Here is an 11,302-nt window from a genome sequence, read left to right on the forward strand (position 1 = left end):
GCCTCCCCCTCTGTCATCTCGACCTGAGAGCTTCACCGGTCCAGGTACGGACCGGCTTTCACCGTCGGTGAGAGCGGAAGCCGTGACACCCGCTCTGCTTTCCAGAGTGACCTCGTCCGTGCGGTACGTGAGCCTGAGAGATTCCGGGGAGGAGTTGCTCCTTCGGCGCCTCCGGATGGTGTCCGGAGGACTCTCCCGCACGGGGTCGACAGCCGCTGCCAGCGTATCAGCGCGGTCGACGCACGGGTCTTCGAGTGGCCGCCGCCCCCGATGTGGCTTTTCGTAGGGATGAGACACGATGCGCCACCCCTTTGCGACCACATGGAGGGCCCGTGCAGACCGACATCGATCCGCGCAATCTGATCGGCCGCAAGGCGTTCGACCGCAAAGGCAGCAAGATCGGCACCGTGGACGAGGTCTACCTCGACGACGCGACCGGCGTCCCCGAGTGGGCCGCGATACGCATGGGCCTCTTCGGCCGCGACGCCTTCGTCCCCCTGGAGCCCAGCGAACTCGTCGAAGGCACCCTCCACGTCCCCTTCGACCGCGCCCTCATCAAGGACGCCCCCGACTTCGGCGTGGGCCGCCACCTCTCCCCCGAACAAGAACTCCAGCTCTACCACCACTACGGCCTCGACATAGCCCCGCCCCCACCCGTGGACCACGACTTCGGCCACGTGGCAGGCCAGGACGACGCCTGACCCGAAAATCGAGGCTGGCCCCGACGCCTCCGGCCCGCAGGACCGTGTTTTTCAGGGGCGCGGGGAACTGCGCGAGAACCCCCACACACCCGCAGCCGACCACCCTCGTCACCCCCACCCCCACCCCCCGACCCCGGCGGCCTCAGCCCCGCACCAACGGCAACGGCTCCGCCGGCTCCAGCCCCGGGTCATCGGTCCGGAAGGTCCGTACACGCCCGGGCCCCAAGTCGTCCGGCCTCTCGAACCGCACGGTCACCCGCCCCAGCCCACTCCCCTGCACCCACCCGTGCCCGTACTCGACATGCCGCACGTCATGCCCGGCCCGCCACTGCCGCTCGGCCCCCGCGCTCATCTCCGCCACAGGCACCTCCGCGGCCACCGCCTCCTCCTCCACGAACTCCGGCTCCCCCGCCGCCTGCGCGAACAGGTCCTCCTGCGTGTAGTCGGCGAGCCCACTGACCCCCACCCCGAGCAACCGCACCCCACCCGTCGTGTCCACGGACTCCAGCAACCGCCCGGCGGCCTCCCGCACCACCGCGGGATCGTCCGTGGGCCCCCGCAGGGTCTCGGACCGGGTCAGCGTCGAGAAGTCGTAGCGCCGCACCTTCAGCACGATCGTCCGCCCCGACAGCCCGGCCTCCCGCAACCTGCGCACACACCGGTCCGCGAGCCGCTGCACCTCCATCCGCACCCGCACCCGGTCGTGGATGTCCACGTCGTACGTGTCCTCCACCGACACCGACTTCGTGTCCCGCTCGGCCACCACCGCCCGGTCGTCCCGCGCCAGCGCCATCGCGTACAGCCCGTGCCCATGGGCCTTCCCCAGCAGCCGTACGGCCTCGTCCTCCCCCGCCTCCACGATCTCCTCGACCGTGGTGATCCCCGCCCGCCGCAGATGATCGCCGGTCGCCGGCCCCACTCCCGGCAGGATCCGCACGGACATCGGCCCCAGCAGCTCCCGCTCGGTCCCCGGCTCGATCAGCACCAGCCCGTCCGGCTTGGCCTGCTCGGAGGCGATCTTCGCGAGCATCTTGGAGGCCGCGAGCCCCACGGACCCGGTCAGCGCGGTCACCGCCCGGATGTCCGCCCGCAACCGCACCCCCACCAGCCGCGCCGACGCCTCGTCCGAGGCCGCGCCCCCGGCCTCCAGGTCCACGAACGCCTCGTCCAGGCTCAGGGGCTCTACGAGCGGCGACAGATCACGCAACAGCCCCATGACCTGATCACTGATCGCCCGGTAGAACGAGAAGCGCGGCGTGAGATACGCGGCGTTGGGCGCGAGCCGGCGCGCCTGCGCCATCGGCATCGCCGAGTGCACCCCGAAGGCCCGCGCCTCGTACGAGGCGGTCGCGACCACCCCACGCGGCCCGAGCCCGCCCACCACAACGGCTTTCCCCCGCAGACTCGGCTTGGAGGCCTGCTCCGCCGAGGCGTAGAAGGCGTCCATGTCGAGATGCAGGATCGTGGGCGCGGTTCTCACATCTCCGATGCTGCCCTACACCACTGACAATGCCCCGTACCGCTCAGCCGCTGCGGGGAGGGGCGCTCCTCTCGGCGCGGTGGGGAGGGAGCTCGACCGCGGCCCGACCGCTCAGACCGCCCGGTTCCGCCGCCGCGCCAGCTCGTCCGACGGGTTGTGGCCCATGAGCGTCTCCCCCGTGTCGACCCGCTCCCCGTGCAGCTGGGAGAGAGCGCTTTCCACGTCACGCCAGACCACCCCGACGGCGATCCCGAAGACCCCCTGGCCGCCCTGAAGCAGGGCATGGACCTCGTCGGGCGAGGTGCACTCGTAGACCGTCGCCCCGTCGCTCATCAGCGTCATCCGCTCCAGATCACTGAAGCCCCGCTCCCGCAGGTGCTGGACGGCGGTGCGGATGTTCTGGAGCGAGACCCCGGTGTCGAGGAACCGTTTCACGATCTTCAGGACGACGACGTCCCGGAAGCTGTAGAGCCGCTGCGTCCCCGACCCCTGGGCGGACCGCACACTCGGCTCCACGAGACCGGTACGGGCCCAGTAGTCGAGCTGGCGGTAGGTGATCCCGGCGGCCGCGCACGCGGTGGGGCCGCGGTAGCCGACGTGCTCGTGCGGCTCGGGCGTCGCTTCCGCGCCGTCCTGCACGGCCGCGGGTCGCTGTGGAACGTGACCGGCCGCGCTGCCGTGATGGGGGTCCCCCCAGCCCGAGCGGAGCCGAGAGCCTGGGGGAGGGTACGGGCCGCCGTCCCCCAGCCTGCGTCCGGGGGCACCCCCAGCCGTACCGTCGCCGCTGCTTCTCACGCCGACCTCCGTCCTTGACCTGCCTTATCGACGGTAGGCAGCCACCAGGGGCGCGTCAACGACCACCGCACTCGCCACGCCGAGTGATAATCACCCTGAGAGTGGTTTCGCGTGCCCTCCCGTGGGGGAAGGCTAGCCGAATGCGCTTCGGCGCAGCTGCCCGACAGCGCACGGGCGCCTGGCATGTGCCGGGCCCCGATCGGGCACCCTGACCGGCCCGAGAGCCCGTCCGACCGCCGCGAACCACCACGGGCGGTGTCAGGGCCCTCGGCCCCGTACGACCGCCCGCCCGGCCTCACTGGCTGTTCGTACCGAAGTCCTCGGGCGAGATCTGGTCGAGGAACTCGCGGAACTTCTCCACCTCGTCCTCCTGCTCGTCCGGGATCGCGATGCCCGCGTCGTCGAGCACCCCGTCACTGCCGAAGATCGGCGTCCCGGTGCGCAGCGCCAGCGCTATGGCGTCGGAAGGCCGCGCACTCACCTCGACCCCACTGGCGAACACCAGCTCCGCGTAGAAGACGCCCTCACGCAGGTCCGTGATGCGCACTTCCGTGAGCTCCTGGCCGACGGCCTCCAGCACGTCCTTGAACAGGTCGTGGGTCAGCGGCCGCGCGGGGGCCATGCCCTGCTGGGCGAAAGCGATCGCCGTCGCCTCCCCCGGCCCGATCCAGATGGGGAGGTAACGGTCGCCTCCCACTTCGCGCAGGAGCACGATCGGTTGGTTGGAGGGCATTTCGACCCGGACACCTACGACATCGAGCTCGTTCACACAGCAACCCTAGGCCGTGCTCGGGATGTTTGGGTAGTCGGGCTCGGATCGGCCCACCGATCCGCCACGGGCGAACACCGCACCTCAGCGGAGCCGCACACCCAGCGCGCTCTGGACGAGCGCGGCGTGCAGCTTGACCGTGAGCCCGGCCAGCTCCCTCGTCCGGTCCTCCGCATGCGCTCTGGTCTGCGGATTACGGTGCAGCCGCAGGGGCGCCACGACCTGGTCGACGAGCCCCGCCTCCCGGTCCGCGGCGGCCCGCATCACCCGCAGATGCCGGGGCTCGATACCGAACCGCCCCAGTTCCACCACAAGCGTGGCGACCGTGAGGCACTCGGCGTCGTACGACCCGTCCGGCAGCGGGGCCACCAGCCCGTACGACTCCCACTCGGCCAGCTGCTCCTCGTCGATCCCGGCGCCGGCCACCAGCTCGCCGCGCCCGATCCGGGCCGCCGTGGGCTCCTCGGGCTCCCCGAAGCCGAAGAACTCGCTCAGGCGCTCTCCGTCACCGACGTCACGCTGACGCCCCACGGACGGCAGCCGTACGTCCTCACCGCGCTCCAGGGCCTCCAGATGCTCGCGGATGACCTTGAGCGGCAGATAGTGGTCCCGCTGCATCCTGAGGACGTGTCCGAGCCGTTCGACGTCCTCGGCGCTGAACTTGCGATACCCCGAGGGGGTCCGCTGCGGCTCGATGAGCCCCTCCGACTCCAGGAAACGGATCTTGGAGATGGTTACCTCGGGGAACTCCTCGCGCAGCGCGTTCAGCACCGTGCCGATGCTCATCAGGCCACTGTCCGCGGCGGCGGTGCCGTGGTCGGCACCACCGCTCGTTGTTCGAAGCATGGACCTTCCCTGGGGTCCCCCCGGACCGGGGTCCGGGGGAGGGTCAGTAGCCCCGCTGGCTCGCGTAGAAGACCAGCCGGTACTTGCCGATCTGCACCTCGTCGCCGTTGTTCAGGGCGACCTGGTCGATCCGCTCACGGTTGACGTACGTGCCGTTCAGGCTGCCCACGTCGGCGACCGTGAACGAACCGTCCTGCCCTCGGCGGAACTCCACGTGGCGACGCGACACCGTCACGTCGTCCAGGAAGATGTCGCTCTGGGGGTGACGGCCCGCCGTGGTCAGATCGCTGTCCAGCAGGAAGCGGCTGCCCGCGTTCGGACCGCGGCGCACCACCAGCAGCGCCGAGCCGAGCGGCAGCGCGTCGACGGCGGCCTGGGCCTCCGGGGAGAGCGCCGGCAGCTGGGTCTGGCCGGTGACCTCGGAGTCATAGGCCTCAAGGCCGGAGATGGAGATCGTCGAGGTCGTCTCGGAGGGACGCTCGGGGGTCGCGCCGGCCCGCAGCGGAGCCCCGCAGTTCGAGCAGAAGCGGCTGTTCTCCGCGTTGCGGTTACCGCACCTCGTACACACCAGGGCCGACATCGACGGATCCTCCTGCCGCGGCTGCCCCGCCGGGGCATGGGACGCATACGGGTCTGAAGTAAACCCTCCACCCGTACCTGAGGTTGACGGTTCCCCGAAACCTATGCGGCCCGACTGGGCAGGGTCAACAGACGGCGCGCCCTGACCTCCGGAAATGTCACCTCCCGGACCAGCGACCTGGTCACGGAACATGGGGCGCTCACCGCCCTGGCCCTCCGCTTCCGAAGGCTGCGCGCGATGGCGGGAGGTCGCGTTGTCGCTGCCCTCTCGCGCGCTCTTGCCGAACAACTTCGCAAACAACTTCACGGGCGATTCCCCTTGACCGAAACAGACCCGCCCGTGGGGCAGGACGAACCCTGACTGAACACACCGGCCGAGCCGGACAACCTCACAACGTCCGTATCCACCAGACAGTTTCCACCACGCACCACCCATTCGGTGCGCCGACCCCCCGCAACCTCATGCCCTCGCCGGACGGGCCCTATGCACCTGCGGTTCACTGGGAGGACGACCGAGCGTAGTCAGGCTGCTTCACCGCTCGCAAGGCGTCCACAACGATCTTGTCCGACCGCCGCACGGTCACAGTGGCCTGCTCCTTCTCCAGTGTCTGCACCACGCCTCCGGGGATGTTCAGTGCGGGTTCGAGGTCCTGCGGGTTGCCGATGACCTTGAAACGAAACGGCTGGGTGATCTTGTTCCCGTCGACACTGATTCCCTCACCGGAATCGGTCAGATAGGTACTCGCCACGACCCGTACGCCGTTCACCTGGATCGCCTCCGCGCCGGCCGCGCGCAGCTCCTGGATCGCGTCGAGCAGCATGTCCGCCTCGACCGTCCCCTTCGTGTCGTCGATCGTCAGTGTGATGCCGGGTCCCTGCGCCGCCACCGTGCCCGCCAGAATGCCGAGTTGCCGTTCCTTCTCGACCGTCTGCTTGCGTGCCTCCTCGGCCTGGTCCGAGCTGTTCTCCAACTCGGTGCGCTGATCCTCGAGACCCTGCTTCTCCTCCTCCAGACGCTGCGTACGGTCATCCAGTTCATCGAGGATGCGTACGAGGTCTTCCTGACGTGCTCCGCGCAGGGCGCTGTCGTCGTTGTTGGACGCCACCTGGATGGCCAGTCCGAATCCGAGGCCGAACAGCAGGAGCGCCACGATGAGTTGGGCCCGGGTGAAGCGCGGCGGCCACAGCCCCTGGGCCAGCCGCTGCCGCCCGGTCGCCTTGTTCTGCTCGTCCCGGGGCGCCTCACCGGGCTCCTCGGCGGCCGTGGAGGGCATTTCCTGGGGAAGTTCCCGGCGCAGCTGCGTGGTCGGGGAGTCGTCGTCTCCCCCGCCCTTGCCCGGGGTCGGCTTCGGCGTCTCGTCCCGCTCGTTCATCGGCCTCACGCCCGGAAGACGTGCCGGCGGATCGCCGCGGCGTTGGAGAAGATACGGATACCGAGGACGACCACGACGCCCGTGGACAGCTGGGCGCCGACGCCCAACTTGTCGCCGAGGAAGACGATCAGGGCGGCCACGACCACGTTCGACAGGAACGACACCACGAAGACCTTGTCGTCGAAGATGCCGTCCAGCATCGCGCGCAGACCGCCGAAGACGGCGTCGAGCGCCGCGACCACGGCGATGGGGAGATACGGCTCGACCACCGCCGGTACCTCGGGCCGGACCAACAGTCCGGCCACGACTCCGAGGACGAGGCCCAGTACGGCGATCACGATGTGCCCTTCTCTGTGCTGGGTTCTGCTGTTCGTACGATCACGCTCGGCGCGGCCGGCACCTTGATGTCGTCCTCCGCGGAGATGCTCGTGCGGATGCCGAAGTTCTCCTGGAGGGCGTGCAGATACAGCCCGTCGGGGCTGTTCTGGAACCGGGTGCTCAGCCGCTGCCCGTCCCCCACCGCGAGGACCGTGTAGGGCGGCGCCAGTGGCTTGTTGTCGACCAGTATCGCGTCACCGGCGGCCCTGATCGCCGACAGCGCGGTGAGCCGCTGCCCGTTGATCGAGATGGCCTCGGCGCCCGACGACCACAGCCCGTTGACGACCCGCTGCATGTCCCGGTCGCGCACCCGGCCGGTGTCCGAGAACCCGGACGTCTCCCGTGGGTCGCCGTCACCGCCCTGGGCGGCGCCCTTGGAGTCGTTGACGACGAGCCGGACGCCGGGGCCGTGCACTTCGACGGCGCCCGACAGGATGCTCACCAGGTCGTTGCCGTCGCCGCCGTCGTCCTTGAGCGCCTTGCGCTGCCGTGCGCCGACGTCGTCACGGAGTCCGTCCACGGAGTCCTCGAGCTTGTCCGCGGCGGCGGTCTCCCGCTGGATGCGGTCGATGAGCTCCTCGCGCTCCTTGGCGACCACGGGAGCGCTGATCCTCGCCTGCGCCGCGCCCACCGTCACCACCAGGGCGGCGAGCACCAGACCGACCGCGAGCCCCAGCTTGGCCCGCACCGTTTTCGGCAGACCCTCGGTGCCCGCGGCCTTCCTGCGGGCGGCGGCCTCGGCGTATCCGTCGTCGAGGCTGTGATCCATGACGTTGGTGAGCAGCGACATGGAGGCATCCGGGCGCGACGGGCGCGCGGGTGTGCTCCGAACGGGGGGCTGCTGCGGCATGCCGCACATCGTCGCACGTCGCGGCCCCTACCTCCGAATGGCCCCACGCACGTGCCGGACAGGCCCCGTTGGGGGCACTTGTCCGGCACGCGCGCGTGCGAGACGGTTCAGCGGCCGGCGCTGTCCACGACCGCCGACCACTCGTCGAGCAGGGCCTGCGCGGAGGCGTCGTCGGGCCCCTCGGCCCACAGATGCGTGACGGCCTCGGCCGGGTCCGGCAGCACCATCACCCACCGCCCGTCGGTCTCCACGACCCGCACACCGTCGGTGGTGTCGACGAACCGGTCCCCGGCCGCCTCCACGACCCGGCGCATCACCAGGCCCTTGACGGCCCACGGGGTGGCGAGGTCGCGCTTCAGGACGTGCGCCCGCGGGATCCGCGCGTCGATCTGGCTGAGCGTGAGCTGCGTCCGCGCCACCAGACCGATGAGCCGTACGAAGGCGGCCGTCCCGTCGAAGACGCTGCTGAACTCGGGCACGATGAACCCGCCGCGCCCGTCACCGCCGAAGATCGTCGTCTCGTCCCCGCCGACGCGGGTGAGGTCGTCCGGCGAGGTGGTCGTCCACTCGACCTGCGTCCCGTGGTACGCCGCGACCTGCTCACCGATCCTCGTCGTGGTCACCGGCAGCGCCACCCGCCCGCTGCGCCGCTCGGCGGCCACCAGGTCGAGCATGACCAGCAGGGCCCGGTCGTCCTCGACGATCCGCCCCTTCTCGTCGACGAGCGACAGCCGTTCGCCGACGGGGTCGAACCGCACACCGAACGCGGCCCGCGACGACGCCACGATCTCGCCGAGGCGCACCAGCCCCGACCGCCGCATGTCGCCGGTCTCCGTCGGCCTGGACTCGTCGAGACCGGGGTTGATCGTCAACGAGTCGACGCCCAGCTTGCCGAGCAGACTCGGCAGTACGAGACCGGCACTGCCGTTGGACGCGTCCACGACGACCTTGAGCCCGGACTCGGCGATCCCGGTCGTGTCGACGTTCCGCAGCAACGAGCCGGTGTACGAGTCGAACACGCTGGCCGGAAAATGCAGATCCCCGATCTCACCGGGGAACGCGCGCCGATACTCCTGCCGTGCGAACACCCGGTCCAGCTTCCGCTGACTGGCCTGCGACAGGTCGGCACCCTGCCCGTCGAAGAACATGATGTCGACGGAGTCCGGAACCCCCGGCGTCGTCCTGATCATGATCCCGCCGGCACTGCCCCGCGCGGTCTGCTGCCGCGCCACCGGCAGCGGTACGTTCTCCAGGTCCCGTACGTCGATGGCGCTGGCCTGCAGTGCCGAGATGACCGCCCGCTTCAGCGCACGGGCGCCTCGGGAGTGGTCTCGGGCGGTGGTGACCGTGGAGCCCTTCTTGAGGGTCGTCGCGTACGCTCCCGCGAGTCGCACGGCCAGTTCGGGGGTGATCTCGACATTCAGAATGCCGGAGACGCCACGGGCGCCGAACAGATGCGCCTGCCCCCGGGATTCCCAGATGACCGAGGTGTTGACGAAGGCGCCGGCCTCGATCGTCTTGAAGGGATAGACCCGCACATTCCCTTGGATGATCGATTCTTCACCGACGAGACACTCATCGCCGATCACGGCGCCGTCCTCGATCCGTGCGGCCCGCATGATGTCGGTGTTCTTGCCGACCACGCATCCGCGCAGATTGCTGTGCTGCCCGATGTAGACGTTGTCGTGGACCACGGCCTTGTGCAGGAAGGCCCCGCTCTTCACGACGACGTTCGAGCCGACGACGGTGTGTTCACGGATTTCCGCGCCGGCCTCGACCTTGGCGTAGTCCCCGACATAAAGGGGTCCGCGGAGAACAGCGTCGGGGTGCACCTCGGCCCCCTCGGCGATCCACACTCCGGGCGAGAGCTCAAACCCGTCGATCTCGACGTCGACCTTGCCCTCCAGGACGTCGGCCTGAGCCTTCACATAGCTCTCGTGCGTACCGACGTCCTCCCAGTAGCCCTCGGCGACATAGCCGTAGACCGGCTTGCCCTCCTTCATCAGCTGCGGGAAGACATCACCGGACCAGTCGACGGGAACATCGGCCTCGACATAGTCGAAGACTTCGGGCTCCATCACATAGATGCCCGTGTTCACGGTGTCCGAGAAGACCTGACCCCAGGTCGGCTTCTCCAGGAACCGCTCGACCTTCCCTTCCTCGTCCACGATCGTGATACCGAATTCCAGAGGATTCGGTACCCGGGTCAGACAGACGGTGACCAGCGCACCCTTTTCCTTGTGGAAATTGATGAGTTCGGTGAGGTCGAAGTCCGTGAGGGCATCGCCGGAGATGACGAGGAACGCATCGTCCTTCAGCGCCTCTTCGGCGTTCTTGACGCTCCCGGCGGTACCGAGTGGCTTCTCCTCATTGGCATAGGTGAGCTCCATCCCGAGCTCCTCGCCATCACCGAAGTAGTTCTTGACGAGTGACGCCAGGAACTGGACAGTAACGACGGTCTCGTTGAGCCCATGCCTTTTGAGCAGCCTCAGCACGTGCTCCATGATCGGGCGGTTCGCCACGGGCAGGAGCGGCTTGGGCATACTCGAGGTCATGGGGCGAAGGCGTGTGCCTTCGCCTCCGGCCATCACGACGGCCTTCATGTCGGAAGCGTCCTCCTTGAAGAGACGAAGGTCTAGCCGACTTCACCCGTCCAGATTGTCCCGCACTTTTCCTACGCGGGCCATCGAGCCACTACGGCCGCCCGATAGGGCGGGCTCAATCGGCCATGGCGTCCGCACTGACGAGTCGGCGGACCTGAACCACGTAGAGGATCCCTGCCCACCAGTACAGCGTTGTACCCCATCCTGCGAACGCCCATCCGAAAATAGCAGCGAGTGACGAGATCCATCCACTTCCGTCACTGAGCAGCAGCAACGGGAAGGCGGCCATCAGGTTGAAGGTAGCCGCCTTCCCAAGGAAGTTCACCTGCGGCGGCGGATAGCCGTGCCGTCTGAGGATGCCCACCATCACCAGCAGAACCAGCTCACGCAAGAGCAGTGCAGCGGTCAACCACATGGGCAGAATCTCGCGCCAGGTGAGTCCCACGAGAGTCGACAGAATGTACAGCCTGTCAGCCGCGGGATCGAGGAGCCGGCCAAGGCTGCTGATCTGGTTCCAGCGGCGCGCCAGCATGCCGTCCAGATAGTCACTGACGCCGCTGAGAGCGATCACCAGGAACGCCCAGCCGTCGACCTTGGGGCCGCCGAACTCGGGCCAGAGAACCAACCACAGGAAGACGGGCACACCAACGAGCCGCGCCATGCTGAGAATGTTCGGGATGGTGAGGACCCGGTCCGTCTGGACCCGGGTCTCCTGTACCTCCACCCGGGGGCCTCCTGTGGGAAATGAGCCAACGATGCTCCCTGACCCTACCTCAACGCAAAAAAGCTCTGGCTCCTGGGCGTGATGCCCAAGAGCCAGAGCTATAAAAGGAGTTCGGCGGCGTCCTACTCTCCCACAGGGTCCCCCCTGCAGTACCATCGGCGCTGTAAGGCTTAGCTTCCGGGTTCGGAATGTAACCGGGCGTTT

At 68.8% G+C, this 11,302-nt stretch carries 11 protein-coding genes, 1 rRNA gene and 1 riboswitch; of the genes, 1 reads left to right on the plus strand and 11 read right to left on the minus strand.

Annotation, left to right across the window (positions count from 1 at the left end):
* Positions 1-111: 111 nt before the first annotated feature.
* Positions 112-208, minus strand: a riboswitch (glycine riboswitch).
* A gap of 124 nt (positions 209-332) precedes the next feature.
* Positions 333-701, plus strand: coding sequence for a PRC-barrel domain-containing protein (locus tag ACZ7MG_RS39555; RefSeq protein WP_471395556.1), 369 nt, complete (start codon positions 333-335; stop codon positions 699-701).
* Positions 702-843: 142 nt separating this feature from the next.
* Here ACZ7MG_RS39555 and ACZ7MG_RS39560 read toward each other — a convergent pair whose 3' ends face one another.
* The 11 genes from ACZ7MG_RS39560 to rrf form a co-directional block, all read right to left on the minus strand.
* Positions 844-2,181 (minus strand): DNA polymerase IV, encoded by a 1,338-nt coding sequence (locus ACZ7MG_RS39560; protein ID WP_471395557.1) that lies wholly within the window; start codon positions 2,179-2,181, stop codon positions 844-846.
* A gap of 111 nt (positions 2,182-2,292) precedes the next feature.
* Positions 2,293-2,976 (minus strand): MerR family transcriptional regulator, encoded by a 684-nt coding sequence (locus ACZ7MG_RS39565; RefSeq protein ID WP_471395558.1) that lies wholly within the window; start codon positions 2,974-2,976, stop codon positions 2,293-2,295.
* Between the two features lie 295 nt (positions 2,977-3,271).
* A complete protein-coding gene (locus tag ACZ7MG_RS39570) occupies positions 3,272-3,745 on the minus strand; it encodes a bifunctional nuclease family protein (RefSeq protein WP_005475662.1) in 474 nt (157 codons plus the stop codon).
* Positions 3,746-3,829: 84 nt separating this feature from the next.
* Positions 3,830-4,591, minus strand: a complete 762-nt coding sequence (gene ftsR, locus ACZ7MG_RS39575; RefSeq protein WP_471395559.1) for a transcriptional regulator FtsR — start codon at positions 4,589-4,591, stop codon at positions 3,830-3,832.
* A 43-nt stretch (positions 4,592-4,634) separates the two neighbouring features.
* Positions 4,635-5,606, minus strand: a complete 972-nt coding sequence (locus ACZ7MG_RS39580; protein WP_471395560.1) for an FHA domain-containing protein — start codon at positions 5,604-5,606, stop codon at positions 4,635-4,637.
* 61 nt (positions 5,607-5,667) lie between these two features.
* A complete protein-coding gene (locus ACZ7MG_RS39585) occupies positions 5,668-6,543 on the minus strand; it encodes a DUF881 domain-containing protein (protein WP_471395561.1) in 876 nt (291 codons plus the stop codon).
* A gap of 5 nt (positions 6,544-6,548) precedes the next feature.
* The gene (locus ACZ7MG_RS39590) at positions 6,549-6,881 is read right to left on the minus strand and encodes a small basic family protein (RefSeq protein ID WP_009343209.1); all 333 of its coding nucleotides are present in this window, start codon (positions 6,879-6,881) and stop codon (positions 6,549-6,551) included.
* Positions 6,878-7,780: a DUF881 domain-containing protein gene (locus ACZ7MG_RS39595; protein WP_471395562.1), complete on the minus strand. Its 903-nt coding sequence runs from the start codon at positions 7,778-7,780 to the stop codon at positions 6,878-6,880. The genes ACZ7MG_RS39590 and ACZ7MG_RS39595 overlap by 4 nt, the downstream gene beginning before the upstream one ends.
* Positions 7,781-7,878: 98 nt before the next feature.
* The gene (locus ACZ7MG_RS39600; protein WP_471395563.1) at positions 7,879-10,374 is read right to left on the minus strand and encodes a sugar phosphate nucleotidyltransferase; all 2,496 of its coding nucleotides are present in this window, start codon (positions 10,372-10,374) and stop codon (positions 7,879-7,881) included.
* 115 nt (positions 10,375-10,489) lie between these two features.
* Positions 10,490-11,098, minus strand: coding sequence for a CDP-alcohol phosphatidyltransferase family protein (locus ACZ7MG_RS39605; protein WP_471395564.1), 609 nt, complete (start codon positions 11,096-11,098; stop codon positions 10,490-10,492).
* A gap of 109 nt (positions 11,099-11,207) precedes the next feature.
* Positions 11,208-11,302: ribosomal RNA gene (rrf, locus tag ACZ7MG_RS39610) — 5S ribosomal RNA — on the minus strand; the annotation flags it as partial.

Source organism: Streptomyces sp. NPDC107538 (assembly GCF_055657445.1).

Excerpts from the sequence above, each read along its gene's own strand:
- ftsR (WP_471395559.1), bottom strand. The coding sequence starts at position 4,591 with ATGCTTCGAACAACGAGCGGTGGTGCCGACCACGGCACCGCCGCCGCG.
- ACZ7MG_RS39580 (WP_471395560.1), bottom strand. The coding sequence starts at position 5,606 with ATGGGTGGTGCGTGGTGGAAACTGTCTGGTGGATACGGACGTTGTGAG.
- ACZ7MG_RS39585 (WP_471395561.1), bottom strand. The coding sequence starts at position 6,543 with ATGAACGAGCGGGACGAGACGCCGAAGCCGACCCCGGGCAAGGGCGGG.
- ACZ7MG_RS39595 (WP_471395562.1), bottom strand. The coding sequence starts at position 7,780 with ATGTGCGGCATGCCGCAGCAGCCCCCCGTTCGGAGCACACCCGCGCGC.
- ACZ7MG_RS39600 (WP_471395563.1), bottom strand. The coding sequence starts at position 10,374 with ATGAAGGCCGTCGTGATGGCCGGAGGCGAAGGCACACGCCTTCGCCCC.